Origin of the sequence: Plantactinospora sp. KLBMP9567 (assembly GCF_033446045.1) — a bacterium.
In the GTDB taxonomy this organism is placed as follows: Bacteria; Actinomycetota; Actinomycetes; order Mycobacteriales; family Micromonosporaceae; genus Plantactinospora.
Map to the genome: position 1 here is coordinate 76,824 of NZ_JAWQRR010000045.1, position 26,012 is coordinate 102,835.

At 71.8% G+C, this 26,012-nt stretch carries 23 protein-coding genes; 15 read left to right on the top strand and 8 right to left on the bottom strand.

Annotated elements, in window-relative coordinates; translation table 11 throughout:
- Positions 1–480: 480 nt before the first annotated feature.
- Entirely contained in the window at positions 481–1,569 is a 1,089-nt protein-coding gene (locus R6Y94_RS34275) for an FG-GAP-like repeat-containing protein (protein ID WP_318400455.1), read from the bottom strand.
- 524 nt (positions 1,570–2,093) lie between these two features.
- Here R6Y94_RS34275 and R6Y94_RS34280 point away from each other — a divergent pair.
- The 15 genes from R6Y94_RS34280 to R6Y94_RS34350 all read left to right on the top strand — a co-directional run bounded on the left by R6Y94_RS34280 (position 2,094) and on the right by R6Y94_RS34350 (position 18,517).
- Positions 2,094–3,092, top strand: coding sequence for a ParB/RepB/Spo0J family partition protein (locus tag R6Y94_RS34280; RefSeq protein WP_318400456.1), 999 nt, complete (start codon positions 2,094–2,096; stop codon positions 3,090–3,092).
- Positions 3,089–3,316: a hypothetical protein gene (locus R6Y94_RS34285; RefSeq protein WP_318400458.1), complete on the top strand. Its 228-nt coding sequence runs from the start codon at positions 3,089–3,091 to the stop codon at positions 3,314–3,316. The genes R6Y94_RS34280 and R6Y94_RS34285 overlap by 4 nt, the downstream gene beginning before the upstream one ends.
- Entirely contained in the window at positions 3,313–4,056 is a 744-nt protein-coding gene (gene gntA, locus R6Y94_RS34290; RefSeq protein WP_318400459.1) for a guanitoxin biosynthesis heme-dependent pre-guanitoxin N-hydroxylase GntA, read from the top strand. Before R6Y94_RS34285 ends, gntA begins: the two co-directional genes overlap by 4 nt.
- Positions 4,057–4,324: 268 nt before the next feature.
- Complete coding sequence (locus R6Y94_RS34295; RefSeq protein ID WP_318400461.1) at positions 4,325–5,287, top strand: TauD/TfdA family dioxygenase; 963 nt, start codon at positions 4,325–4,327, stop codon at positions 5,285–5,287.
- A 13-nt stretch (positions 5,288–5,300) separates the two neighbouring features.
- A complete protein-coding gene (locus R6Y94_RS34300) occupies positions 5,301–6,581 on the top strand; it encodes an ATP-grasp domain-containing protein (RefSeq protein ID WP_318400463.1) in 1,281 nt (426 codons plus the stop codon).
- Entirely contained in the window at positions 6,582–7,358 is a 777-nt protein-coding gene (locus tag R6Y94_RS34305) for a class I SAM-dependent methyltransferase (RefSeq protein WP_318400465.1), read from the top strand.
- Positions 7,359–7,360: 2 nt separating this feature from the next.
- Positions 7,361–8,749 (top strand): pyridoxal phosphate-dependent aminotransferase, encoded by a 1,389-nt coding sequence (locus R6Y94_RS34310; RefSeq protein ID WP_318400467.1) that lies wholly within the window; start codon positions 7,361–7,363, stop codon positions 8,747–8,749.
- On the top strand, positions 8,742–11,165 hold the full coding sequence (locus R6Y94_RS34315; protein ID WP_318400469.1) for a hypothetical protein: 2,424 nt from the start codon (positions 8,742–8,744) through the stop codon (positions 11,163–11,165). The genes R6Y94_RS34310 and R6Y94_RS34315 overlap by 8 nt, the downstream gene beginning before the upstream one ends.
- Positions 11,166–12,542 (top strand): hypothetical protein, encoded by a 1,377-nt coding sequence (locus tag R6Y94_RS34320; protein WP_318400470.1) that lies wholly within the window; start codon positions 11,166–11,168, stop codon positions 12,540–12,542.
- A complete protein-coding gene (sbnA, locus tag R6Y94_RS34325) occupies positions 12,539–13,522 on the top strand; it encodes a 2,3-diaminopropionate biosynthesis protein SbnA (protein ID WP_318400472.1) in 984 nt (327 codons plus the stop codon). Before R6Y94_RS34320 ends, sbnA begins: the two co-directional genes overlap by 4 nt.
- Complete coding sequence (locus R6Y94_RS34330) at positions 13,515–14,831, top strand: MFS transporter (RefSeq protein ID WP_318400474.1); 1,317 nt, start codon at positions 13,515–13,517, stop codon at positions 14,829–14,831. Before sbnA ends, R6Y94_RS34330 begins: the two co-directional genes overlap by 8 nt.
- The gene (locus R6Y94_RS34335; RefSeq protein ID WP_318400476.1) at positions 14,825–15,823 is read left to right on the top strand and encodes a phosphotransferase; all 999 of its coding nucleotides are present in this window, start codon (positions 14,825–14,827) and stop codon (positions 15,821–15,823) included. The genes R6Y94_RS34330 and R6Y94_RS34335 overlap by 7 nt, the downstream gene beginning before the upstream one ends.
- A gap of 19 nt (positions 15,824–15,842) precedes the next feature.
- Entirely contained in the window at positions 15,843–16,913 is a 1,071-nt protein-coding gene (locus tag R6Y94_RS34340) for a scyllo-inosamine-4-phosphate amidinotransferase (RefSeq protein ID WP_318400478.1), read from the top strand.
- A gap of 269 nt (positions 16,914–17,182) precedes the next feature.
- Entirely contained in the window at positions 17,183–17,311 is a 129-nt protein-coding gene (locus tag R6Y94_RS34345) for a hypothetical protein (RefSeq protein ID WP_318400480.1), read from the top strand.
- 72 nt (positions 17,312–17,383) lie between these two features.
- A complete protein-coding gene (locus tag R6Y94_RS34350) occupies positions 17,384–18,517 on the top strand; it encodes a SagB/ThcOx family dehydrogenase (RefSeq protein ID WP_318400481.1) in 1,134 nt (377 codons plus the stop codon).
- Positions 18,518–18,896: 379 nt separating this feature from the next.
- On the opposite strand, the gene R6Y94_RS34355 is transcribed toward R6Y94_RS34350, so the two are convergent.
- The 7 genes from R6Y94_RS34355 to R6Y94_RS34385 form a co-directional block, all read right to left on the bottom strand.
- Positions 18,897–20,141 carry a PQQ-dependent sugar dehydrogenase gene (locus R6Y94_RS34355; protein ID WP_318400483.1) on the bottom strand — a complete coding sequence of 415 codons (1,245 nt, stop codon included), beginning with the start codon at positions 20,139–20,141 and terminating at the stop codon, positions 18,897–18,899.
- Positions 20,142–20,245: 104 nt separating this feature from the next.
- On the bottom strand, positions 20,246–20,578 hold the full coding sequence (locus R6Y94_RS34360; RefSeq protein WP_318400485.1) for a hypothetical protein: 333 nt from the start codon (positions 20,576–20,578) through the stop codon (positions 20,246–20,248).
- A 2-nt stretch (positions 20,579–20,580) separates the two neighbouring features.
- A complete protein-coding gene (locus R6Y94_RS34365) occupies positions 20,581–20,958 on the bottom strand; it encodes an endonuclease/exonuclease/phosphatase family protein (RefSeq protein WP_318400487.1) in 378 nt (125 codons plus the stop codon).
- 397 nt (positions 20,959–21,355) lie between these two features.
- Positions 21,356–21,787 (bottom strand): glycosyltransferase, encoded by a 432-nt coding sequence (locus R6Y94_RS34370; RefSeq protein ID WP_318400489.1) that lies wholly within the window; start codon positions 21,785–21,787, stop codon positions 21,356–21,358.
- A gap of 61 nt (positions 21,788–21,848) precedes the next feature.
- Positions 21,849–22,526 (bottom strand): hypothetical protein, encoded by a 678-nt coding sequence (locus tag R6Y94_RS34375; protein WP_318400491.1) that lies wholly within the window; start codon positions 22,524–22,526, stop codon positions 21,849–21,851.
- Complete coding sequence (locus R6Y94_RS34380; RefSeq protein WP_318400493.1) at positions 22,526–23,011, bottom strand: hypothetical protein; 486 nt, start codon at positions 23,009–23,011, stop codon at positions 22,526–22,528. Before R6Y94_RS34380 ends, R6Y94_RS34375 begins: the two co-directional genes overlap by 1 nt.
- Positions 23,008–25,536, bottom strand: a complete 2,529-nt coding sequence (locus tag R6Y94_RS34385; RefSeq protein WP_318400495.1) for a nitrate reductase — start codon at positions 25,534–25,536, stop codon at positions 23,008–23,010. Before R6Y94_RS34385 ends, R6Y94_RS34380 begins: the two co-directional genes overlap by 4 nt.
- Between the last annotated feature and the right edge of the window lie 476 nt (positions 25,537–26,012).

Consider the following 26,012-nt stretch of genomic DNA (forward strand, 5'->3'; position numbering starts at 1 on the left):
CAGCTCCTTGCCGAGGCCGTGGTCCAGATAACGGGATCTCTCGGCGGACGGACCGCCGCGATTCAAGGCATCGAATCCACGGCCGCCGACACCTCACCTCGAAGCTACTCTGAGCAGTCGCAAGGTCACACGTCGTCCAGGAGTCCAGCCGTGCACGCCGATCAGCCAACTCCCACAGGTGGACGTCCGCCCCCGGCAGCGGAACGGCGGACCACGCACCGCCGTAGGACCGCTACGAGTCGACTCGTGGGCGTTCGACGATCACACCATCACTGAACCTTTTCAGCCTCCCCTTGCGGTCCGTCGGAGCGCGAGGTCGGACGCGGTGTGAGCGCCGCGCGGTTCAGGTTGAAAAAATTCACTGCCGATGATCCGATGGGTGGTCACCCCGGTCACGCCATGGTAGGGGCGGCGAAGCCTGGAGATGCGTGGAAGTGCCCCCGCATCGACCGAGGCCGGTGCGGGGTACCAGTTGGGTGGTCAGTCCTTCATCCGGACGGTCACGGTGGCGGTGTCGCCGAGTCCGTCACCGAGCCGGTAGACGAACGTGTCCGGCAGGCTGTGGGTGTCCGTGCGCTGGTAGACGACCTCGTGGCGTGGGTCGTGGTCGGACAGGAAACCGTACCGGGGCGGGACGACAATGGTGAGGACCGCGTCCGAGCCCGCGATGTCGTTGTCCCGAACCTTGATCACCTTCGGCGTGTTCCGGCTCGCCTGAACCCGGTCGTCGTTGGCGACCGGTCCCATGTGGAAGGTCCGGTTGCCGCGGTTGGTGAAGTAGGTGACCAGCCGGCCGTTCTCGGATCGCACGTCCGGACGTCCGTCTGCGTTGGGGTCAACCACCTCCACGCTGAAGCCGTCGTCATCGTCTCCCTGCTCAAGCCACCATTCCGCCCCGTCGTCGAAGATGACGACCGCGCCCGTAGCCGGCAAGGACGACGCGCCGTGGAAGGCAAGGACGATGTCCATCGCCCCGTTCCCGTCAAAGTCCGCGAGTTGGTGGTGGTTGATCGAGCCATGGTCCTGCTGGATCGGGCCCGGGACCAGTTGCCCGGTTGGTGTGTTGAGGAACGTTCTGATCCCGTGGTGGTCGCTCCACCAGTAGATATCGGTCAGCCCGTCACCGTTGAAGTCCGCTCTGGAGATCTCGCTCGGCTGGGCACGCTCCGTTCCCAGCAGTTCGGGGACGAAGTTCCGCAGGATCAGGAGGGTGCTCCCGACGCCGGTGGGAGGGCCGGAAAACCAACCGACGACGAGTTCGTCGGTGCCGTCGCCGCCGAGGTCGACGGCGGTGCCCAGGTCCGGGCAACCCGCTGTCGGGAGCGTTGCGCCCGGTGGCACGTACGGGTGCTCGACGACGGTGCCGGCGCCACCCCATCGGACGCCGACCCCGCAGCGCTCGCCGTCGGCAGCGTCGCCGAGGGTGATCCGGTCGAGTTTGCCGTCGTTGTTCAGGTCGCCCCAGATGGGATCCTCTGTGCCACCGGCATGGGCTGGAGCTACGGCGATTCCGAGTGTTCCGGTGAGGACCACGGAGAGGATGGCGGCGGCGAGACGTCTTCTCCACATAGGGGCTCCGTTCGTGATCCGATCTGTGCTGGGAGAGGGACGCCCGGAGCTTACGGACAGCGCACGGTGATGATGGAGTTACTGACAGTGATCCGACAGCAGGGGTCACCAGCCGGCCGAGGTTCGCCATCGCGGGTCGGGGAGGTGCCGGCGGGCCGGCCGTGCTCGGGACAGGTCTGCCCGTGCCTCGTCCCGGCGCTGGTAAACCGGCGTGAAGTCGATCTGAAGACGCCTTCCGGTTGACTGTCGGCAGTCGTCGGCGGGGAGGACGACGAACTGTACGGCCGCCGGGCCCGGCCCGGCCGAGATGCCAGCGCACGGCACCGGGGTGACCCGACGAAGGTCACGGGTCATCACGCGACCCGGGCGTGCTCGCCGGTGATGGCGCCGTGCCTCGCACCGGTCCGGGCCGGCCCCGGTCGGCCCGGCATCTGCCCACCCCGCCTGGTGAGGTCCGCCGCGACCGACCGGCAGCACCCTGTCGGTACGCGCACGTCGGCTCTCGAACGGGAGGGACGCCTGTCATGTCCGAGGCCAGGGGTACGCACGCCGTCGCCACCGTGCGGCCGCACCACCACGGGCGTCCGGTGCTCGTACCGGTCGCCGCGCCGGGTCGAGGGGAGGGGGAACTGCCCCGTACCGCGACGGTGAGCCGCCCCGCCGGCTGGGGCCGTACCTCCGGCTCCGGCGGCGCGCTGTCGACGCACCGGCCGGCCGCGGACCAACGGCCGACGGCGCTGCTGGAGGTGGCCGGGCTCGGCATCGCCGACTCGCCCCGGCTGGCCGGGGAGGATCCGGAACATGTCCGCCTGCTCGCCGGCATCGAGGCGTCGTTGCCGCCGATCCTGGTGCATCTGCCGACGATGCGGGTGGTCGACGGGGTGCACCGGCTGCGGGCCGCCCAGCTCCGCGGTGACGAGCGGATCAAGGCCGTCTTCTTCGACGGCGACGCCGAGGCGGCGTTCGTCCGCGCGGTCGAGGAGAACAACGCGCACGGCCTGCCGCTGTCGCTGCCCGATCGGGAGGCGGCCGCAGCACGTATCGTCGCGTCCCATCCGCACTGGTCGGACCGGGCCATCGCGGCGGCTACCGGGCTGGCCGCCAGGACGGTCGCCGGGATCCGGAGCCGTGGGGGCGCCCCGGCGGCGGGGGGGGGCGGCCCCCGGGGGCGGGCCCGCGGCCCCACGCCCGGCTGGGCCGGGACGGTCGGGTGCGGCCCGTCGACATCAGCACCGGCCGGCGGCGGGCGGCCGAGTTCATCAGAGCCAACCCGGACGCGTCGCTGCGCCAGGTCGCGAAGGTGGTCGGCGTCTCGCCGGGCACCGTACGCGACGTTCGGGAACGGCTCCGCAAGGGACTCGATCCGGTCCCGGCCGGCGCCCGAAACCCGGGCGGGTCGGTACGGGCAGCCAGCGCGCCCCGTCGGCTGCCGGATCGGGTCGCGCCGGAGTCGCAGCGGGAGCGGTTGCGCAACCTCGCCCGGGATCCGGCGCTGCGGCACACCGCTGTGGGGCGCGAGGTGATCCGCTGGCTCGACGTCCACCTGATCGGCACCGAGGACTGGGCGGACCTGCTGGACGCGGTGCCGCCACACTGCGCGTACCTCATCGCGGAGATGGCGCTCGACTGCGCGGCGGCCTGGCGGGAACTGGCCGGGGCGCTCGAACGCCGGATCCAGGCCACGGGCGAGGTCGACCGGGGCGATGCCGGCGGCGCACCGGAGACGACCGTGAGGGCGGGCAGGTGAACCGGCTGTCCGGGGAACCGCCGCAGCCTGGGTCGGCGATGGCCGCCGGCCCGGTGCCCGACGACGTGAAACGCCTGGTCGAGGCGCAGCTCCGGGCCCTCGTGCTGGACGGTCCCTTTCCCTGCCTGGGTGCGCGGTCCGCGTTCCGGGTGGGAAGTTACCTGTTCAACGTCCACCACGAGCTGGGCACGGCGGGAAGCACCCGAAGCCTGGCCGCCGATCTCCGCCACTTCCGGACGGTGCGGCGCCGGATGGGCGACCTCTACACGTACGTGGGGAGCTTCCTGGAGCCCCGCATGGTCACCGACGAGCGGGACTGGGACCGGCTGGTGTGGGGCGTGCTCCAGGACCTGCACGACCTGGACGACGAGCCATGGGATGCCCGGTACTCGACCGACCCCGGTCACGCCGGCTTCGCGTTCTCGTTTGCCGGGCTCGGCCATCTGGTGGTGACGCTCTATCCCGGCGCGTCCCGGTACGCCCGCCGCTTCGCGTGGCCGACGCTGATATTCAATCCGCCGGAGCAGGACCGGGCGAAGTTTCCCTCCGACGAGGAATTCCTGCGGTTCCAGGACAAGATCCGCGAGCGTGACGCCCGGTTGCAGGGATCCGTCAACCCGTCGCTGCCGGATACGCTGGACGACCCGCAGGCGCCGGGATTCTCCGGTGCGCAGGTCGGCCCGGACTGGGACTGTCCGCTGCGGATCCGCGACGGGACGTCCCGCCGCGGCGAAGGGTAGCCGCCGACACCGATTCCACCCGACCACCGATCGGCCCCGAGGAGAGGCGCGCCCACACCGTGCGACGGGCGCCCGGATCGGTGTCGGACGGCAATTTCCTACCATTCCGGTGGGCTGAGCCGGACCCGTTCCTGGGTGCCGGCAATCCCGTGTCCGGACGCCTGGGCCGGCAATTCCGTGCCGTTCGTGTGCGACCAAATCGCCCACCTTGACCGGGGTCGATCCGGCTGAGTACATAACAGCGTCGACGCAAACGGGGGAGGATGCCTTGACGACGTTGCCAACGGCCGCAGGCCACGTGGTGAGTCTGCGCCCCGCCGAGTCCGCCCCGATGTGGCGGGCCGGTGACGAGGTCCTGCGGGCGACCGACCTTGTCCGGTCCGACCCGGACGAGATGATGGCCGCCGCCACCGCCGTGGCCGCCGCGATCCCGTCGGCGCTGGTCCGGGCGGTCCACGCCTACCGGAGCCGGGCCGAGCACGGTGACGTGCTCCTGGTCCGCGGGGTGTTGCCGGAGACGAACTTCGGCACCAACCCGTCGGCGTCGGCGGCACCGCTGGCGGGCCACGCCGTCCAGCGCGCGGCGCTGCAACTCCTCGGGATCACGATGCTGCTCGGCGAGCCGTTCAATTTCCGGACGTTGTACGAGGGAAAGCTCGTGCAGCACGTCGTACCGGCGCCGAACATGGAATTCACCCAGACCAGCGAGAGCAGCAGCGGAATGCTCGACTGGCACGTGGAGGACGGTTTCAGCCCCGACCGCTGCGACTATTTCGGCCTGCTGTGCCTACGTGGAGCCGAGGCCGCGGTCACCCGGTACGCCGCCGCTCGGGATGTCGTACTCGACGACCGGACCCGACGGATTCTCTCCGAGCCGCGCTTCGAGATGGCGCCCGATTCGGCGCACGTTCTCGACGACGGTTCCCCCTGCCGTACGCCGGTGCTGTTCGGCGCGCCCCACGCCCCGGAGATCTGCTACGACGACCACTACCTCACGGCGCTGGACGGGGAGGGCAAGGAGGCGCTGCGCGAACTGCGTACGCAACTCGACGCCGTGCACCACGGACACGTACTGCGTCCCGGCGATCTGCTGGTCATCGACAACCGGCGGGTCGTGCATTCCCGTACCCCGTTCGCCGCCCGGCACGACGGCACCGACCGGTGGCTGCTGCGCACGATGGTCTGCGCCTCGCTGCCGCGGTTCCGGGCCCACGGCCGCCGCATCATCTAGAAGGAATCCGCTGGTGTCGAAGGTTGTGCTCATCGTCGGCGCGGTCGAGCACCGCGAGCTGGCCCTGCGCACCGGGCTGGAGCGGGGCTACCGGATCGTCCTGGTGGAGGAGGCCACCTCGCCGTTGCTGTCCTGGGCGCACCTGGCGGTGCCGGTGCCGGACATCCTGGACGCCCGAGGCGTCCGGGCCGGGATCGACCGGGCGGTCGGGCTCGCCCGCCCCGACGCCGTCCTCACCCTGTACGACGAGCTGTTCCCGCTCGTGGCAGAGGTGGCTGCCGACCTCGGGCTGCCGTTCGTCGCCCCTGGTGCGGCGCTGCGCAACGCCAACAAGATCGAGCAACGCACGGCCCTGGAAAAGGCGGGAGTATCCATTCCGGAGTGGGCGACCTGCACCGACCTGACCTCGGCGCGGGAGGCCGCCGCCCGGGTCGGCTACCCGGCCATCCTCAAGGTGGCCGACCAGACCGGGGCCGGCAAGATCCGCGTCGCCGGCCCGGACGAGTTGGCGGCGGCCCACGCCCAGCTCGCCGGCCCCCGGTCCCGGAACGAACCACCGCTGCTGGTCGAGGAGCTGATGCACGGCCAGGAGTACAGCGTCGAGGCGTTCGTATGGCGCGGCCGGCCGACCCCGATCTGCGTCACCCACAAGACCACGACCGGGGGCGGGTATCCCGTCGAGCTCGGACACGCGCTGCCCTACCAGGGCACGGACGCCGATCCGGTGGCGGCGACGGCGCTCGACGCGGCCCGCGCGGTCGGTGCCGACCACACCCTCGTGCACGTCGAGGTCTTCCTCACCGCCACCGGACCGAGGGTGGTCGAGGTGAACGCGCGCTCCGGCGGCGACTACATCATGGACCTGGTCGCCCGCTGCAGCGGCGCCAACCCGTACGACATCGTCTACGACCTGAGCCTGGGCCGGGCGCCTAGCTGGCACCCGACCTGGCGCGGCGCGGCGGCGATCCGGTTCCTCGTGGCCGACCGCGCGGGCCGGCTCGCCGGCATCGCGGGGGTCGACGCCGCCCTCACCCTCCCCGGATTCCACCGGATCGGAGTCGACCGACGACCCGGTACGCCCGTCCGGCGCCCTCGGGGCGGCGAGGACCGGCTCGGCTGGGTCATCGCCGACGGGGCGGACTGGCGGCAGGCCCGGGACCGGGCCGACCGGATCGCCGCCGGCCTGACGCCACGGATCGCCGCCGGCCTGACACCGGGGGTCGCACCGCCCGACGGCACCGGCGTGGCACCGACCGACGGCACTGGCGCCGACGACTGGGAAGCGGGGAACTGAGTGCACGGATACACCTCGTCGACGTACGGCAACCGGATCGCCGACATCTACGACCAGCCGGGGCAGACGCCGCCGGACGCCGACCGGGCCGCGGCGTTCCTGCACGACCTCGCGGCCCGGGCCGCGGCGGCGGCCGAGGGCGTCGAGCCACCCCGGGCACTGGAATGGGGCGTCGGCACCGGTCGGGTGGCGATACCGCTGGCCGCGCTCGGCTGCGACGTCTCCGGGGTGGACATCTCGGGGGCCATGCTGACGCGCTGCCGTACCGCCGACACCGACGGGCGGCTGCGGCTGTCGATCGGCGACATGACCGCGGTACGGGTCGACGGGGCACCGTTCCACGTCGTCTACGCGGCCTTCAACACGCTGCTGCACCTGCTGACCCAGGAGGAACAGGTGGCCGCGTTCGCCAACTCGGCGGCGCAGCTCAGCCCCGGTGGCGCGTTCGTCGTGCAGGTGAACGTGCCGGACGTCGGGCGCCTCCGGGACGGCCAGCGGGTACGGATCTTCGAGGTGGAGACGGCGTACGTGGACCTGAACATCACCCTGCACGATCCGGTCCGGCAGCAGCTCCGTACCCAGCAGATGATCATCAGGGAGGGCGGAGCCGAGCTGCGCCCTCTGATGCAGCGGTACGTCTGGCCGAGCGAGCTGGACCTGATGGCCCGGCTCGCCGGGCTGCGGCTCGCGGCCCGGTACGCCGACTGGGCCGGCACCCCGTTCACCGCCGAGAGCACCGCGCACGTCTCGGTCTACCGCCCGGCCGAGGAGCGCTAGCCATGCCGACCCTGGAGATTCCGTTCGCGCCGTGGCGGTTCATGCTGGCCGTCGACGCCGTGAACTACGCCCTCGACGAGCAGGTCGGCTATCGGGCGCGCCGCCCGGGTGACGCGATCATCAACCTCTCCTCGGGGGTCAACCTCACCGAGCCGCCCTGGGAACTGGTCGACTTCGCGCTCGGTGCGGCCCGCGACCCGCTGTTCTGGCACGACTACGACGGGCCCGACGGCCACCTCGTCGGCCGGGCCGCCGTGGCGGCGTACGAGGCGACCCGGGCCGAGGTCGCGGTCGGGGTGGAGAACGTCCTGGTCACCGCGGGTGCCAGCGCGGCCCTCGCCCTCCTCGCCCGAGGGCTGCATCCCGGTGGTGGCATCGGGGCGCACGCCGTGCTGCCGGCACCGACGTTCCCGCTCGCCGGCGCCGCCCTCGCCGACGCGGGATTCCGGATCACCGAGGTGACGTCCGAGGAGCCGGACCGGTGGCTGCCGACCGTCGACGAGCTGACCGCCGCCACCACCGCCGACACCCGGGTGGTGTACGTCAACACGTTCAACAACCCGACCGGCGAGCGGTACGACGAGGCCGAGCTGCGCAAGCTGGTCGGCTGGGCGCGAGAGCACCGGGTGACGGTGCTGCACGACACCGTCTCGTCCGACGTCGCCGCGGTCGGCGGGCTGCCGCACCTGCTGTCGATCGCCGCCGAGGAGGACTACGCCCGGGGCGTGGTCACCGTCGGCAGCCTGTCCAAGTCGCGGGCCGTACCCGGCTTCCGGATCGGTTGGCTGATCGGCGACGCCGACCTGATCGCCCGGCTGGCCGGCTTCAACGAGCTGATCGCGCCCTCCTCGCCGGGGCTGGCCGCTCCCGCGCTGCTGATGGACCGCATGCTGGCGGTGGCGGCGGACAGTGCCCGGTCCGCGCCGGACGACCCCTGGGACCGCCTCGAGGAGCTGCTACGGCCGTACCACGCCGTGTCGCCCGGGCTCCGGGGCTTCCTCGACCGGGCCGGGACCCGGCTCGGCACGCCCAGAATCGCGAACGGACTCACCGGGTGGCGGGACTCGCTGCGCAAGACCCTGGCCGGGAACGTGGCCTCGCTGGCCGGCTGGGCAGAGACGATCGTGGATGCCCCACCCTGGTGCGGGGACTTCAACACCTTCGTACGGCTTCCGGCCCTGGACGGACGCGACGTCCTGACCACGACCCACCGGCTGTTCCGCGAGTACGGCGTGCAGACCCTGCCCGGTCCGGCCTTCGGACACTCCACCTCCTGGTGGCGCCGGCGCGGATACTTCCTCCGGCTCTCGTTCGCGCTTCCGCCCGCCCGCTGGCAGGAAGGGCTCGCCCGGCTCTCCGCCGCCTGCGAGAGGCTGTCCGCCGATGGCTAGCCGCGCCCCGTGGCAGCTCTTTCCGGTCGGGCTGCTGCGCTCGGCGGGGTTGCCGTTCGAGTGGCTCGACGACCTCGGGCAGGCGGAGCTGGAACCCCGGGCCGACGCGGCGGCGGCCAGCGCGGCGGAGTTGGGCCGGGTGCGTACCGAGGTGATCGCGGCGTTGAAGCGGGCGCAAGCGGAGTGCGACCACGAGCAGCGGCCGGCCCTGAACCGCACGCTCAAGGCCGTGATCCACTATCGACCCGCTCCGGCCGTCCCGCCGGTCGCCGCCCAGGTCACGCACTGGTGGCACACCGCCTTGACGGCACACCACGCGGCCGAGGCAGCCCTGGCCGCGTCGCTCGGCACCGCCCTCGCCACCGAGGGCGAGCTGCTGCGGAAACGCGCGTACGACGAGGCCTTCCTCGAGGGCGTGCTGATGGCCAGCCCGCACGCCCACGACGAGCTGGTCCGGTCGGTGGAACGCGGCCGGATGAGCCCGCGGGTCGAAACCACCGCCTACCGGTACCTGCAGCGCTTCTGCGCCAAGGCCGAGACGACCGGGCACGTCGGACCGCTCAGCCTGGTACGGGTCGGCGACGCGTCCCCGACCGCTGCCGGCTCGGGCGTCCGTGCCGCGTACCGCGACCCGGTGCTGGGCGAACTCGCCTACTGGTGCCTGGGCGACGGCCGCCGGGGACGGCGCCGTACCTCGATCAGCTTCTGGGCTGCGGAGGCGTTGGCGGAGGCCGTGCTGAGCGATCCCGTCCTCGGGGTGCGCCTGCGCCGGCCGCGCCGGGTCATCGGCGTCGGGCAGACGGGGCTGAGCCGCGCCGAGCGGGCCGTGCTGGACCGCGCCGACGGCAGCCGGACCCTGGCTGGCATCGCAGCCGAGACCGGGCTGGGCGAGACCGTCGCGATCGCCACCGAACTCGCCGGACGCGGTCTCCTGCGACTCGACCGACACCTCCGCGACCACACCGCCGACCCCGGGGCCGACCTGCGCGGACTGCTCGCCGGAACGGGCGCCCCTCCGGCGGCCGAGGTGGCAACCCTGCTCGACGACATAACCCGGTTTGCCGACCTCCGGTATCCGGGCCGGCCCGCCGCGCTGTCGGCGCTCGCCGACCGGTTCACCGCGCTGACCGGCCGGGCCGCCTGGCGCGGCGGCGGGCGCATCTCGGCTGACCGAGCGATCCTGTACGAGGACGCCCTCGACAACGTCCGCGAACTGCGGATCGGCGGCGCCGGGGCACGGCGGCTGGCGGACCGGCTCGGCACCGTGCTGGACCTCCTCGCCTCGCTCGCGATCGACGAGCGCGTCGCGGGGCAGCGGGAGCTGGACCAACTGCTGTCCGGGCGGAGCTGTGCCGACCTGCCCGCCACGGAGGTACGGCGGTGGTCCCCGTCTTTCCCGGCCGGCGCGACCGAACGGCTGGCCCGACTCGTCGACCCGGCGGTGGCGACGGTCCGGCTGACCCGTGCCGACCTGGAGGCCGCCGGGCTCATCCGCACCGATCTCGACCGTTGGCCCCTCTTCGGTGCCGCCGACCTCATGCTCGTCGGCCAGCCCGCGGCCGCCCCGGAGGCGGTCGGCGGCGGTGCAGGGGGCGGCGGCGGTGAGCCGCTCGTCGTGCTGAGCGAACTGCACCACATCTGGCCGCAGTTGGCCCGGCCGGTGCGCGGCCTCTACTCCGACGAGCAACTCGGCGTACCACAGCTCGGGCGGTTGCTCGCCGAGCAGCTCGCCCCCGCCATGCCGACGGTGCAGGAGGTCCGGCGGGTACAGAAGGGGACCGACAACTCGCCGGCCGGGCACCGGCTGCTCTGCCTCGACACCGCGTCGCCGGTGCCGGGCGCCGTACCCGTGGACGCCCTGCGGGTACGGCGCTGGGCGAACGGGTTCATCGGACTCCACGACCCGCACACCCGCCGGGACCTGTGGCTGCTGCCCGAGTACGACGACACCGACGTACCGGTCGGCGGGCTGGTGCGCTGCGCGACGCCCGCCCTCGAACTCCCGCGGATCAGCGTCGGCGAACGTACCCCGCGCATCGTGGTGGACGGGGTCGTACTGCAACGCCGCCGCTGGGATCCGCGCCCCGCCGACGTGCCGGCGTTCGGCGGGCCGGAGCCGACCGCCCGGGACTGGCGCCGGCTGCACGACTGGCGGCGCCGGCTCGGCCTACCCCGGCACGTCTTCTACCTGGTGGACGCCGAGGCCAAGCCGATGTTCCTGGACTTCGGGTCGGTGCTGTCGGTGCGCAGCTTCGGCCGCACCGTCGGCACGGCGAGCACCCTCACCCTGACCGAGATGCTTCCCGAGCCGCCGCGACTGTGGCTGAGTACGCCGGACGGAACCCTGACATCCGAGCTGCGAACGCTGTGGTGGCGGGCCCGAGCAACCGTACCGGCCCGTCCGGAAGGAGGCTGAATGCGGCTGCACACCGAGTTCGTCGCCCACCTCGACCGGCACCGGGACCGGGCGGCGACCGCACTCCGTACGCTGGCCGACGGGCTCGCCGCCGACCAGGTGATGCAGTGGTCGCCGCGGCTGCGGGCCCCGCTCGGCGCGGTGCCGCTGCTGCTGGACGCCGCAGACCACAGCGTCCTCGCCGAGGTGGGACGGGTCGTCGGCGACCTGCTGCCCCGGCTGCCCCAGCTGCTCTTCGGCGATCTCGACGGGGCACTGGACGCTTTCGGCGTACCGGCCGGCATGCGGCCGTTCATCCGTGCCGAGGTGCCCCGGGAGATACCCGTGGCGCGGACCGACTTCCTGCTCGGCGACGAGGGCTGGCGGCTCCTTGAGATCAACAACGGTGCCTCGGTCGGTGGCCTGCTGGTGGGGGACTACGACCGGCACGTGCGCGCCGAACCGTTCCTCGCCGAGTTCCTGGACGCGCACCGGGCCGGCAACGTCGCGCCGGTCGACGTACTGGTCGCCGAGGTGCTGACCCGCTGCGCCGACCTGCCGGTCGAGGACCGGCCCCGGGTCGCGATCGTCGACTGGGCGGGGTACCTGGAGGACTTCCCCCTCGAGTACCCGCAGCTCGCCGCCCGGTACCGGGCCGGCGGCCTGGACCCGGTGGTGTGCGCGCAGACCGAGCTGCGGTACGCGAACGGGCGGCTGTGGCACGGGCGGCTTCCGGTGCACGCGGTCCATCGGGACTTCGTCATCGAGGACCTGACCGAAGACGCCGGGTCGGCCCACCAGATCCTCGCCGCGGCCGAGAACGGCGACGTCGTGCTGGTGTCCGGATTCCGCCACGAGTGGCTGGCGCACAAGGGTTCGTTCGCCATGCTGCACGAGGCCGCCGGCCGCGGCCTGCTCTCCGCGGCGGAACGGGACATGGTCGACCGGTACGTCCCGCCGACCTGGATGCTGACCGGAGCCGGTCCGGAGCACTGGCGGTTCGCCGGGCTGGGCCGCGCCGATCCGCTGCCCCTCGTCCCGGAGGCGCTGATCGTCAAGCCCTGCATCGGCAGCCTCGGCGCGGGCGTGGTGATCGGCGCGCTGCGGTCGGCCGAGGAGTTCCGGGCCGCGGTCCGGGACGCGGCCACGGCGGCGCCGTCCGTGCTCCAACGGCTGGTCTCACCGATGCCGGTGCCGTTCCCGTGGCTGCGGCCGGCCGGGCCCGCCGCCGACGAGGACGTCGTCATCGACATCGCCCAGACCCAACCCGGCCTGTTCACCGTGGCCGGCCGCCCGTCCGGGTGGTGGTGCCGGCTGCTGCCCGACTCGACGCCGGCCGTCGCGAACGCCCTGCACGGTGCGGCGCGCGGCAGTACCTGGTGCGAGGCGCCACGATGATCTACCAGGGTGTCCACGAGATCGTCACCGACGACATCTTCCTGGTACTCCCCCGCTTCGCCGACCGGGCGGACGTCGAGCTGTACCTCAAGATCGAGGCGCTGAATCCGGCGGGCTCGATCAAGCTCAAGCCGGCGGTATCCATGATCGAGGACGCCGAACGCGACGGGCTCCTCGTCCCGGCATCCCGGATCATCGAGTCCTCCTCCGGCAATCTCGGGACGGCACTCGCGATGGTCTGCGCGGCGAAGGGCTACCCGCTCACCATCGTGACGGACCTCAACGCCAACCGGGCCGCAGTGGACACGATGCGCTGCCTCGGCGCGACGGTCACCGTCATCGCCACCCCCGACGCCGGCGGCGGGTTCCTACGCAGCCGGATCGCGTACATCCACCGGGCGCTCGCCGCCGACCCGAGCCTGGTCTGGCTCAACCAGTACGCGAACCCGGCCAACCCGCGGGCGCACCGTACGCACACCGCGAGCAGCATCCACAAGGAATTCGGCACCGTCGACGTCCTGTTCGTCGGCGCCGGCACCACCGGAACCCTGATCGGATGCGTGGACTACTTCCGCGAGCACAGCCCGCAGACCCGGATCGTCGCGGTGGACGCCGAGGGATCCGTCACCTTCGGCGCCCCGCCAGGCGTACGACACCTTCCGGGACTGGGCACCAGCGTCCGGCCCGCGATCCTGCGCGACGACGGCGGTGGCTACGAGACCTGCCACGTCAGCGAGGTCGACAGCATCGCCACCTGTCGGGAGACTGCCCGACGCTATGGCCTGCTGGTCGGTGCCTCCACCGGCAGCGTCCTCGCGGCCGTCCGCAGGCTGATCCCCACCATCCCACCGGGCTCCCGGATCGTCGCGGTCAGCCCGGATCTCGGCGACCGGTACCTGGAGACGGTCTACAACGACCGGTGGACCGCCTCCCGGTACCCGTCGTCGGGGCTGCCGCCGATTGGAGACGTCCTTGCCTGAGTGCCAGGTGGTGCCGACAACGGCGGCCGGGGACCGGCTGGGCGGTGCCTACTGGCGGTACTGGGCCGCCACCACCTCGACCAACCTCGCCGACGGCATCCGGGCGGGCGCGTTTCCGCTGCTCGCGGCGGCGCTCACCGGAGAGCCCGTCGGGGTGGCCGCCGTCTTCGCCGCGCAGCACGCCGCGTGGCTCGCCTTCGGGCTCTACGCCGGGGTGCTCACCGACCGCCATCCGCCGGCCCGGATCCTGCTGGTCGCCGACGTGTGCCGGGTGGCCGTGCTGGCGGTGCTGCTCGGCTGCGTCGCCGTCGGGGTGGCCACCATCGCACTGCTGGTCGCCGTCGCCTTCGTGATCGGCACGGCCGAGACCTTCCGCGACACGGCGGCACCGAGCCTGCTGCCCCGGCTGGTCGGCGACCGGCTTCTCGAACGGGCGGCCGGCCGCCTGCTCAGCAGCGAGGTGCTCGGCAACGAGTTCCTGGGACCGCTGCTGGGCGCGGCGCTGTTCGCGGTCGCGATGGCGCTGCCCCTGGCCGCCGACGGCCTGGTACTCGCCCTCGCCGTGACACTGCTGCTCACCCTGCCCCGGAGCATCCGATCGGCGGCGGCGCCGGAACGTGCCACGACAGTGCCGGCCGCGCCGGAGCCGGGGGTGCCGAAACCGGCGGTGGCCGGTTCACGGCTGCATACCCAGCTCGGAGTGGGGATCCGGTGGCTGGCCCGGCACCGGCAGCTCCGTACCGTCACCGCCTCCGGCGCCCTGCTCGCGTTCGCCGACGCGGCGTGGTGGGCGGTCCTGGTCGTCTTCGCGGCCGACGTCCTGCACCTCCCGCCGGCCGGGTACGGTCTGCTGCTCGCGGCCGGGGCGGCCGGCGGCGCCGGTGGGGGGCTGGCCGCCGAGCGGCTCGCCCGGTACGCCGGGCCGGTGCCGCTGCTGACCGGGGCAGTGCTCGTCGCCGGCCTGCCCGCGCTGGCGCTGGCCGTCGCGCCACCGCTGCCGGTCGTGCTTGCGTTGCTGGCGCTCAGCAGCGCCGGGTTCGCGGTGTGGAACGTGATCGCGTTCGCCACCCGGCAGCGCCGCACCCCGGCCCACCTGTTCGGCCGCGTCACCTCGGTACACCGGGTGGCCCTGTGCGGCGGCTCGACGCTCGGCGCGCTGGCCGGAGGTTGGGTCACCAGCGCGATCTCGTTGACCGCGATGTTCGCCCTCGCCGGGGCCGTCACGGTCGTCGCCGCGGGGGTGCAGGCCGGCGCATGGCGTGCCGACACCGGTGCCGGGTCCCCGTCGAGGGCCGGGTCGGCATGCTGATCGACAACGATCCGGACCCGCTCCGGCGCATCCACCGGCCCGAGTTCCTGCCCGACCTCGTGTCGTGGGCGGCGGCCCGCTGTGACCTCGGCCCGGTGTACCGGCACCGCGTCTGCACGGTCGGCTACGACGACTGCAATCTCCTGGTGGAGACCGGGACCGGCCGGTACGTCTTCAAGATCTTCACGATCCATCGGCCGGAGCCCCTGACCACCCGGTACGTCGAGGTGATCCGTACCGCGCTCGCGGCCGGGGTGCGGCACCCCCGCCTCCACCCCACCGCCGGCGAGGCGCTGCTGTGCCATCCGCCGTCCGGCAACCGCCTGATCGTCATGGACCACCTGGACGGCGGCACCTTCCTCGATCGCGACGGACATCCCAACGCCGGCCAACTCGCCGACCTGATGGCGCAGGTGAGCCGCATCCATCGGATCCAGCGGGACTTCGCGCCGGTGCCGGACTGGTGGGCGGTGCACGAGATCGGCGCGCTCGCCCGCGAGATGCTGCCGCTGCTGCCGGCCGACGACCGGGTCCAGGTGGAGCGGGCCGTGGCGTCGTTCGACGAGGTCGACCGGGCCGTCCTGCCGCACGCGCTGGTGCACGGCGACCTCACCAAGGCCAACGTGCTGCCCACCTCGCCGCACCAGGTCGCGATCCTCGACTTCGCGGTGGCCAACCGCTATCCGCGGGTGCACGAGCTGGCGATGGTCGCGGTCAACCTCATGCACGGCGACCCCCGGCCGCTCCGGGAGCGGGTCGACACCCTGCTCGGGATGTACCCCGCCGCCCCGCTCACTCCCGCCGAACACCACGCGCTGCCCCGGTACGTGCACGCGACCGCCGCCATGGAGCTGCTCGGTGCGGCCCGGGAGTGGGTGCTCAAGGGCAACCGCAGCGACGAGACCCGCTACCTGATCGGGCTCGGGCGCGCCGGCCTGCGCGCGGCCCGCCGATACGTGGAGAACGACGCCTCCAGCCGGAGGCGTCGGTGACCCGTCGAAAGGATCAGAGATGTCCCGTACCGCCGCCGTCAACTCGTGGGACGAGTTCACCCAGCTCCGTGAGATCGTCGTGGGCGACGCCACCCATGCCCGGGTGCCCCGGATGACCGACCCCTCCGCGTGGCTCGCCTGCTATCCGACCCTCACCCCGGCCGAGCTCGGGGCCGTGCACCAGGGCGAGTTCCCCCGCCAGGTGATCGAGGAGTCGAACGAGGACCTGGCCGAACTGGTGGAGACGCTCCGCGAGTTGGGGGTGAAGACGCACCGCCCGCCCGCCGTCGATCACCGCCGGGAGTTCACCAGCCCGGACTGGTCCGCCGACGGCTATATCTCCTACTGTCCGCGAGATATCACGCTCATCGTGGGATCCACCATCATCGAGGTACCCAGCCCGATGCGCTCCCGCTACTTCGAAATCTTCAACCTCCGGCCGATGTTCCAGGACTACCTGCGGGAGGGAGCCGGCTGGATCGCCGGGCCCCGGCCGCAGCTCCGCGACGAGCTGTACGAGTGGGACGACCTCGGCCGTCCGCTGCTCGGCGAGGCGGAACCGGTGTTCGACGCCGCGAACGTGCTCCGGCTCGGCCGGGACCTGTTCTACCAGATCTCCCGCAGCGGCAACGAGCTGGGAATGCGGTGGCTCGCCTCGACGCTGCACCTGATCGATCCCGAGCTGCGGCTGCATCCGCTGCGCGGGGTCTACGGCTACACCCACATCGACAGCACCATCGCCCTGCTACGTCCCGGCCTGGTTCTGCTGAACCCGGAACGGATCACGCCGGACGCCGTTCCGGAGCCGTTCGACACGTGGGACATCCTGTGGTGCCCGGAGATGGCCACCGTACCGACGGCGCTGCCGCACACCCTCAGTGAGCGGTGGATCAGCATGAACCTCCTGATGGTCAACCCCGACACCGCGATCGTCGACGCGACCCAGCCGGCGCTGCTCCGGGCTCTGGAGAGCAAGGGGATCACGGTGATCCCACGGCGGCTGCGGCACGCGCGGGTCCTCGGCGGCGGGTTCCACTGCGTCACCCTCGACATCGTCCGCGACGGCGGGAAGGAGGACTACCTGAGCTGAGTCCGCTCCCCCGCCCGATCGACCTTCCGCGCGTCATCTCTCACGCGCTCTTCCTCGCGCGTCTTCTCTCCGCGCGCGTTTCCGCGCCTCTCCTTCGACGCGTGATGCTGGCCGCCGCCCTGACTCGGGCCGGTGCCGTGCGGCGCTGCGGCATGCCGCCGGTCGTTCACGACTCGTTTTGCCGGACCTTGACGGTCATTCGGCCGGCAACTGTACTGACGAGCAATTCCAGGGCAGATGCCCACGGCCATCAGATGGAGGTGTCTGATTTGAAGAAGAAGCTGCAGGCCACGGTGACGCGGGTGGTGAAGTCCCGGGTGGACGTCGCGTACTCGCCGGCCGCGAGCGTCGCGTACTCGCCGTCGGTCAGCGTCGCGTACGCCCCGTCAGCGAAGTAGGACGCGTTGCGGTGCGCCGGTGTGTGCCTCCCACGGGGCACACACCGGCGCGGCGGGAAAGGTCGGCACGCGATGGAGTTCGTCACCAGATCAACCCTCACGATTTCCTGGTACGACGGCAGGGCGACCGCGTTGGACGCGATGACCGGTCAGGTCTGCGAGGTCAGCCGGGACACCCTGCTGATTCTCGACCGCTGCGCCGGTGGGGCGACGGTGCAGCAGGTCACCGAGGACCTGCGTGCCGACGGTTACGACGTCGACCCCGCCGAGGTCCACTCCACGCTGACCGAGCTCCAGGCCGCCGGGCTGGTACGCCGAGCCGCGGCCGGCGGCGGGAATCCGGACGCGAACGCTGCGTGGCGGCGCTGGGGACCGGAGGCGATGCTGTTCCACTTCGGTACCAAGGACGTTCCGTTCGCCGCCTCCGCCGAGGAGGCCGAGCGGCTCTACGCCGACGTCTCCGCCCACGCGCAGCCGCCGCTGTTCAAGCGCTATCCCAGAGCGCCGACCGTCGTGCTGCCCCGGCCCCGTCCCGTGGAGTCGCGCCGATTCGTCGACGTCCTGTTGAACCGACGTACCGTGCGCGAATTCGACGAGCGGGCGGTCGAGGTCGAGCAGCTCTCCGCCGTACTGTTCTATTCCTTCGCCCCGCAATCCTTTGTCGACATCGACGGGCTCGGCGCGCTGCCATTGCGGCCGTACGCCAACGGAGGAGCCCGATCGGAGCTCGAGATCTACCTGAACGTCCGGGGCGTCGCCGGCCTGGACGACGGCCTGTACCACTACGAGCCGGTCGCGCACTGCCTCGAATTCCTTCGCGAGCGGCTGGACCAGGCCCAGCTCACACACCTGTCGCACCAGCAGGTGATGTGTGCGCGCGCGCCGGTGACGCTCTTCGTCACCGGAGTGGTGGAGCGGCTGGCACACAAGTACCACAACGCCCGGGCGCTGCGGGTGATGTACCTCGACGCCGGGCACCTCGGCCAGACCTTCGCGCTCGTCGCCACGGCCCACGGCCTCGGGCCGTACCAGACCGCCGCCTTCCGCGACAGCGACGTCGAGCGGGCGCTCGGCATCGACGGGACCGACGAGACCGTCCTCTACCTGCTCGGTTTCGGCGTGCCCGCGGCCGTCGTGGAGAACCGGCTCCGGCCGGCCGGGCTCGGCGCGGCTGCCCTCACCCGCCTCTACGACGACCAGCCCTGAACCGGCCGATCCGGGGCCGGCGCGGCACCGGATCGGCGACGGTGGTGTTGCCGCGCTCAACGCCCGTCGAAACGTGAACTCCACGTTGAGCTTGTTCGCGGACAGTTCGATATGCCCGAGCATGAGGCAGCCGAGCGAGTCCTTCACCGACAGCCGTCTACTGAGCCTCTTTCAACCTCCCTTTGCGACCCGTCGGACCGCAGGGTCGGACGCGGTGCGTGCGCGCCGCGCGGTTCAGGCTGAGAAGGTTCACTGCCCGGCTCTGCGGGCGCCACGGATGTTCAAGTGCACGGGGCCTGCATCGGAGTGAGCCGGGGACGGCCGCCCGGACGCGGCCGTCCCCCAGGGTATTGCGGATGCGGAGGGATTGCCCCGGGGTTCAGCGGTTCGCCACCCCGCCGTCAGAGGTTGGCTGGACCCGCTCGAACCGCACCCGGCTCAGCCATCCCGGGAGGTCACTGAGCACGTACAGCTCGCCGTGCACGTCGGTGTCGATCGCGGTCGGCTGGATGGGGAAGTTGCCGATCGTAGCGGACTCGTAGCCGCCCGTGGGTTTGGGACGCACGGCGAACGCGAGGGTCGAGCAGTAGTCGCTCGCGACGTAGGTCCCCCATGCCTCCGGGGTGGCGGACCCTCGGTAAACCACGCCGCCGGTCACCGAGCAACTCTCCGTCATGAAGTGTTCGTACTCGAAGACCGGGTCGGTGTACCGCACGCCCGGCCGGCATTGCTCCGGGTCGAACACCGGGGTGCCCTCCCGGCAGGACCAGCCGAGGTTCGCCCCACGCTGCCACGGGCGGATGTGGTTGATCTCCTCGACCAGGCCCTGGCCGACGTCACCGATCCACAGCGAGCCGTCGACCGGGTCGACGGAGAACCGCCACGGGTTGCGCAGCCCGTAGAGCCAGATCTCCGGCCGCGCGCCGCGCGTGCGGACGAACGGGTTGTCGGAGGGTACGCAGTAGAGCTTCGCCCCGCAGGCGCGGTTGACGTCGATCCGCACGATCTTGCCGAGCAGGGTGCCGAGGTCCTGACCGGACTTGAACGGGTCGTTCGCGTGGCCGCCGTCGCCCAGGGACCAGTAGAGATAGCCGTCGCGGCCGAACGCCACCTGTCCGCCGTTGTGGTTGCCGTACTCGGCGTGCTCCTGGGTGAGCAGCACCTGCACCCGCTCAGGAGCACCGATGGGCACTCGCGCCAGGGTCAGCGCGCCGGCCGGCAGGCTCGTGTAGGCCACGTAGAGGATCCCGGTCCACGCGAAGTTCGGCGCAGGCGTGATGCCGAGGAGGCCGCGCTCGTTGTCCGAGGTGTCGATCCGGGCGGTCAGGTCGAGCACCGGCTCAGCCACCAAGCCGGTGTCGGGGTGGTAGGCGCGGACGGTGCCGTTCTTCTCCGCGATCAGCATCCGGCCGTCCGGCAGCCCGGTGAGCGCGATCGGACGTTGCAGACCGGAAGCCACCTGTTCGGATACCACGGTCAGCTCGGCGAGTGGCACCGCGCGGGTGTGGGATCCGCCGGCCGCGGCGGTGCTGGCCACCGACACCGGTGGCGACAGGACCGCAGACAGGGCCAGAACGAGCAGCCCGGCCAGCATGGTGGCCGGGCGACGACGCCGTCGCGACATGTTTCAGCTCCTCAAGCAAGTGGAGTGGAGGACGCGATCTGGGAGCGTTCCCACAGTACATCGACTCGCGACAATATCCAACCCGCCGTCTTGTTGCCTTCAGGTCAGAGGAGGAGTACCGCTACCGGTCCTACGATCCGTCTCCAGACTGACGAGCACCCCATGCTTTCGTTGCCTTTGGTCGCCTTCTGCGGCACGTCGGGAACGGCGGAGCTGAGCGTCGCCGCGTCCGGGTCGCCGCCGCCTGCTGCCCAGGCGTCGACCATGACGTCGAGCAGCGGCGTGAGATCGGGTTGGTCAACTGCGGCATTGAGGTCGCCGATGAGCAGTACCGGCAGGTCTCCGTCGAGCCGCGGGTCGGTGGCGAGTTCCGCGAGCGCTCGGCTCTGCGCGAGTTGGTCGGCGGCGTACGCGGGCTCCCACTCGATGCAGGACACGATCACGTGCAGCGGGCCCCGCGGGTGTTCGAGAGCGCGCTCGGGGGCGGGCCGGGCCGTTGGGCGCTCGGCAAACGGTGGATCTCTGTCGCGAGAATCGACCAGCTACTGAGCAGGCCGACTCCCATCTCGATCCCAGCCTGTGTCGGCTCTTCCGGCGGGTCCGGCACCGGAGGTAGCGAGGTCGGCGCGAATGCCGCAGCCGCCATCCCTAACCGGTCCGCCAGGCGCCGTGGCTGCGTGGTGTCGTCGTCGGCCCAGGCTTCCACCAGCCCGACGACGTCGGGCTTGGCCTGTTCCAGCGTTGCCGCTATGCCCGTTGCACGTTCCTGCCAGGCGCCGCCGAACCGCCACCACACGTTCCAGGTCATGACCCTCATGGCGCTGACCATAAGCAGGGCGGCCCGGTCACGCGACCGGCCGATAGCCGCCGCACGGCGCCGACGTCCCGTGGGCGTGCAGGTAGCTTCAGTGGTACCTCGACGTCGTGGTGGATCTCGTAACACCGCCACCGGCATCGGAACCATCGCTGCAGGGTTCGGGCCGATTCGACCTCGGCCGGCAGCCGGTGCCGGTGCCGGTGCCGCGACACCCAGCCCAGCTCGCGGCCGGCATCGACGAGACCGCGCCGGCCGTGCGGAGTGCGCCAGGCATCGATGATCGCACGAAGGATCACCGGGACAGGCCGCCGGAGCGCAGCGGGCAGCACCCGATTGCGCGCCTCCATCCGGTGCCGCGCACCCTGGTCCCGACCGGCAGCGGTGGGGAAGTGGTGCGTCACCAACTCGGGGACGTACGCGAGACCCAGCCCGATGCCGCGAGGTCCAGCGCCAGCAGCGCCTCCTCGCCGTACACCTGCAGTTCTGGTTGGAAACCGCCGATCTGGCGGGAGGCTCGGCGGCGGACGACCGCCGCGCAGGCCAGGAAACCCAGCACCGTCGGGCCGGGTAGGTCCGGCGGCGTTCCGAGCGGCTGCTCGGCCATCGCCGCTGACACTGGGTCGAGGCGCTGCTCGCGGCCGACTCGCACCTGCCCGGCCAGCAAACCCAACCGGGGATGGATCCGGAACAGCCGCACCGCATTTTCCAGTGATCCGGGCGCCCGGTAGGAGTCGTCGGCGGCGAAGGCGACGAACGGTGTGCGGGCCAACTCGACGCCCACATTGCGAGCCGCGGCACCCACGTTGTGGTCGAGCCGGACGACCCGCACTTCAGGAAAGCATGTGCCGACGGCATCCGCAGCCCCGTCGGTGGGCCGAGCGAAGATCCGCTTAGAGCTGTTCGCGTACGCCGGCCTCACGGGCGACGCCCCGTAGTTGACCGGCGATCGGGTCGTTCAGCATGGACCTGCCGGATCCCACGCGCAGCAGGGGCAGCACGGTGCGTCGGTGCACGTCTTCGAGTTCGAAGCCGGCCGCGGCGTAAAGTGCGACCACCGCCAGTACCAGGCCGCACCAGCCGGCCGCGGTACTCCAGTCCGGTGCTGCGGTGATCTCGGCGATGCCGGTGACGGCGAAACGAAGCGCGCTCAGACCCATGACGGCGGCCGCGACGAGTTTGCCGGTGGCCGCGACGGTCGGTACGAGCAGTGCGGCCGCACCTGCGAGCAGGACAACTCCGAGGCCGGAACTGGTGGTTCCGGCCGGGCTGGTCAACGTCACGGCACCGGCGGTGGCCCAGGCACCGGCCAACACCCCCATGCCCGTTCCGGCGACCGGGTCGCGGGCGAGGAACCCGAACACGGCGGCGATGAGCTGGACCGGCACGGTGAAGACGAGCGCGCCGAGTGCCACCTGCCGGTGCTGGTCGGCCGGCAGCCAGCCGAGTTGCAGGCAGGCGAACGCGGTAGTAGCGACGACCAGACCGATAAACCCCAGCGGAAGCGGCGTACCGGTCGGGCGGAGGATGATCCGGGTGACGGCCAGATGTTCGCGGTCGTGGTCGTCCATCAGCTCACCAGGACCTGGGCGGAGGTCTCCTTGAGTTTGGCGTTCGCCCACCGGGCCTGTCGCAGGGTCTGCGGGTGGCAGCGCTTGGCGAGCGCCAGCAGTTCGCGGTCCTGGGTGGCCTGGGCGGCCTGGGCCAGGACCTCCCAGTCCAGCGAGACGCCGGAGGCGTCCCGGTAGAGGTGGCGCAGGTCGGCGAGGAGGAGCAGCCCGGGCTCGCGGTGCCGCCCGACCAGTTCGGACGCCTTCTGCTCCATCGTCGCGAACAGCCCTGACTCGTTCCTGGCCTCCTCGTCGAGGCGCAGGCCGTAGTCGCCTCCGACCCGGGCGAGTTCGGTCACGTGCTGCTGGGACCAGCGCGACAGGTCCCGTCCGACGTAGTAGATCTCGTGGTCGGCCTTGTGCCGGTCCGCCATCCGCAGCAGGTCGACGGCGAGCTTGTTCTCCGACCGGTGCAGCTCCCGGATGGCCATGTCGATCCTGCTCATCGGTGGCCTCCGCCCGCCGGGACGGACGCCGGTTCCACTCTCGGGGCTTCCGGCACCCGCTCGTCCGCCAGAGCGGCGGAGCCGCCCACCGTGCCCGGAACGCCGTCCGCCACGGGTCGGGACCCGGTGGTCGTCGGCGCGCCCGCCGGGGCTCCGTCGCCGCTGCCCACCCGGCTCACCTGGGCAACCGCCGACTTGAACAGCGGCTGCTTCGACACCGGGTCCCAGTCGGTGATCGTCAGCTCGTTGGCCGCCCGGCCCTGCTCCCGGCCGTCCGGACCGGACCCGCCGGGCGCATCCCAGTAGCCGTAGTGGAACGGCAGGAAGAGCACCCCGGGCCGGATCCCGCTGACCCGTAGCCGCGCCCGCACCGAACCGCGCGGGGTCGTGACCTCCAGTAGGTCGCCCTCGGCGTAGCCGCGGTCCGCCGCGTCGGTGGCCGCCATCTCCACCCAGACCTCCGGCGCCGCCGCCTGCAATTGCGGTGCCCGGCCCGTCTTGGTCCGGGTGTGGAAGTGGTACAGGGTACGGCCGGTGATCAGCTGGAACGGGTACTCCTCACGCGGCATCTCGTGCGGGGGAAGGTACTCGGCCGCCTTGATGATCGCCTTGCCGGCAGGGTTCATCGCCTTGTACTCGGTCGGCTCCAGCGGCGCCCCGGTGACCAGGTCCCGGCCGTAGCTCTCGCAGTAGTCCGGGCCGGCCCAGAACCTCCCGTCGGCGTAGAGGCGCTCGGTGCCGTCCGGGTGCTCGGCGTCGCACGGCCACTGGATGCCGCTGCCACCACGCAGCTTGGCGTAGCTCAGTCCGGTGTAGTCGCACGGCCGGCCGGCGCTGCACTCCTGCCACGCCTCGAACGCGCCCTCCGGGTCCGCCCACTTCACCAGCGGCTGCCCGTCGTCGTCCCGCAGGTCCAGCCGCCGGGCGTAGTCGACGAAGATGTCCAGGTCGGGCCGGGCCTCACCGGGCGGGTCGACCGCCTTCTCCGACAGGTGCACCGTGCGGTCGGCGTTGGTGAAGGTACCGGTCTTCTCGCCCCAGGTCGCGGCGGGCAGGACCACGTCCGCGAGCTGCGCGGTCTCGGAGCAGAAGATGTCCTGCACCACCAGGAACAGCCGCTCCTGGCGGAGGATGTCCCGGATCCGGGCCAGTTCCGGCAGCGACACCGCCGGATTGGTACAGCTCACCCACAGGAAACGGATCGACCCCTCCTCGGCGTACCGCATCATCTGCATCAGGTTCGTCGGGGCGGAGTAGTGCGGGATCCGCATCGGGTCGACGTTCCAGATCCGGGCGAGGTCCTTGACATGTTCCTCGTTCGTCCAGTTCCGGAACGCCGGCAGGTCACCGTCGGCGCCGCACTCCCGGGTGTTCTCCGCGGTCGGCTGGCCGTTCATCTGTAGCACGCCGCAGCCCGGCCGGCCCAACATGCCCCGGACGATGTGCACGTTGTTGACCTGTACGGCAGCGGCGGTGGCCTGGTGCGACTGGTAGAAGCCCTGCAGCACGGTGGAGAGCAGCCGGCGGGCGGTGCCGATCAACCGGGCTGCCTCCCGGATCTTCTCCTCCGGTACGTCGCAGGCCCGGGCCGCCCGCTCCGGCGGGTACTCGGCCACCCGCCGGCGCAGTTCGTCGAAGCCGACGGCGTGCGCCGCGACGTACTCCTCGTCCACCCAGCCCTGCGCGACGATCTCGTGCAGCAGGGCGTTCATCAGCATCACGTTGGTGCTCGGCAGGGGTGCCAGGTGCACGGTGGCGGCCCGGGCCACCGGCGTCTCACGCGGGTCGACGCAGACGATCTTCGGCGGATTCGGGCCGGCGAGCCGGTCCAGGACCCGGGCCCAGAGCACGCTCTGCGTCTCGGCCATGTTGTGCCCGTACAGGACGAGCACGTCGGCGTGGTCGATGTCGGTGTACGAGCCGGGCTGCCCATCGCAGCCGAAGGACTCCTTCAACGCCTCCGCCGCGGTGGCCGTGCAGAGCCGGGTGTTGCCGTCGATGTGGTTGGTGCCGATCCCGGCGTGCGCGATCAACGCGAGCGTGTAGTACTCCTCCAGAAAGAGCTGCCCCGTGGTGTAAAAGCCGATCGCGCTCGGCCCCTGCTCGTCGAGCAGTTCCCGGGTCCGGTCGACCACCAGACCCATCGCGGTGTCCCAGTCGGTCTCCACCAGCCGCCCGCCCCGGCGGACCAGCGGCCGGGTCAACCGGTCGGCGGCGCGGTTGGCCTGCCACCCGTACAGGTCCTTCGGCCCGAGCCGGCCCCGGTTGACCCGGTCCACCGCCCGGCCCCGCACCCCGACGATCCGGCCGCCCTTGACCGCGATGTCGAGGCCGTCACCGTTCGAGTGCAGGATCGACGCGGACTGCACCCACCGGTCGACCTCGTCCGGGCGTACCCCGTCAGCCAGGAACGTGTCCACCCGGACCGGCCACGACTCCCCCGGCCCGTACGGCGTCCGGCTCCCCCACGGTTCCGCGATGCGGTCAACGCGTCGCGACGCGCCGCCCTGCGTTGCGCCGTCCATCCGCCCAGCTCTCCGTCCTCTCCCGAACCAGTCCTTCCGCCACCCTGACAGCAGGTCGAGCCTCGCGCCGCCGAAACGACCAGATCGGCGCGAGCGCGTCGGGGCGGGGCCCGAGGCGGCAAGGCAGCTCGCCTACCGGATGAGGCCATGGTGGGCCCGATCCGACGCTGTCGACCAGCTGGCGGTGACGCCGGTGGTATTGGCAGTGGTCGGCCTTGCGGTCGTAGCGGCGTACCAGTCGGCGGTTGTGCTGTAGCCAGGACAAATCCGGTGACACAAATGTGGATCTTCGAGCCGGGCTTGCCGCGATCGACCGGGTTTGGTCCGGTCACCTCACTCCCTTTTTTTGTGCTCGTACGCTGATCGAGTCGATCATCGTCCGGGACCAGTCGATCCTCGGAGAGGATTCCGAGGCGGTGCAGGAACCGTTGGCGCAGTCGTATCCACAGGCCGTCACTGGTCCATTCGGTGAAGCG

Coding starts and splice junctions, on each gene's coding strand:
- R6Y94_RS34275 (WP_318400455.1), bottom strand. CDS start 1,569: ATGTGGAGAAGACGTCTCGCCGCCGCCATCCTCTCCGTGGTCCTCACC.
- R6Y94_RS34280 (WP_318400456.1), top strand. CDS start 2,094: ATGTCCGAGGCCAGGGGTACGCACGCCGTCGCCACCGTGCGGCCGCAC.
- R6Y94_RS34310 (WP_318400467.1), top strand. CDS start 7,361: ATGCCGACCCTGGAGATTCCGTTCGCGCCGTGGCGGTTCATGCTGGCC.
- R6Y94_RS34315 (WP_318400469.1), top strand. CDS start 8,742: ATGGCTAGCCGCGCCCCGTGGCAGCTCTTTCCGGTCGGGCTGCTGCGC.
- R6Y94_RS34320 (WP_318400470.1), top strand. CDS start 11,166: ATGCGGCTGCACACCGAGTTCGTCGCCCACCTCGACCGGCACCGGGAC.
- sbnA (WP_318400472.1), top strand. CDS start 12,539: ATGATCTACCAGGGTGTCCACGAGATCGTCACCGACGACATCTTCCTG.
- R6Y94_RS34335 (WP_318400476.1), top strand. CDS start 14,825: ATGCTGATCGACAACGATCCGGACCCGCTCCGGCGCATCCACCGGCCC.
- R6Y94_RS34340 (WP_318400478.1), top strand. CDS start 15,843: ATGTCCCGTACCGCCGCCGTCAACTCGTGGGACGAGTTCACCCAGCTC.
- R6Y94_RS34350 (WP_318400481.1), top strand. CDS start 17,384: ATGGAGTTCGTCACCAGATCAACCCTCACGATTTCCTGGTACGACGGC.
- R6Y94_RS34355 (WP_318400483.1), bottom strand. CDS start 20,141: ATGTCGCGACGGCGTCGTCGCCCGGCCACCATGCTGGCCGGGCTGCTC.
- R6Y94_RS34365 (WP_318400487.1), bottom strand. CDS start 20,958: ATGAGGGTCATGACCTGGAACGTGTGGTGGCGGTTCGGCGGCGCCTGG.
- R6Y94_RS34375 (WP_318400491.1), bottom strand. CDS start 22,526: ATGGACGACCACGACCGCGAACATCTGGCCGTCACCCGGATCATCCTC.
- R6Y94_RS34380 (WP_318400493.1), bottom strand. CDS start 23,011: ATGAGCAGGATCGACATGGCCATCCGGGAGCTGCACCGGTCGGAGAAC.
- R6Y94_RS34385 (WP_318400495.1), bottom strand. CDS start 25,536: ATGGACGGCGCAACGCAGGGCGGCGCGTCGCGACGCGTTGACCGCATC.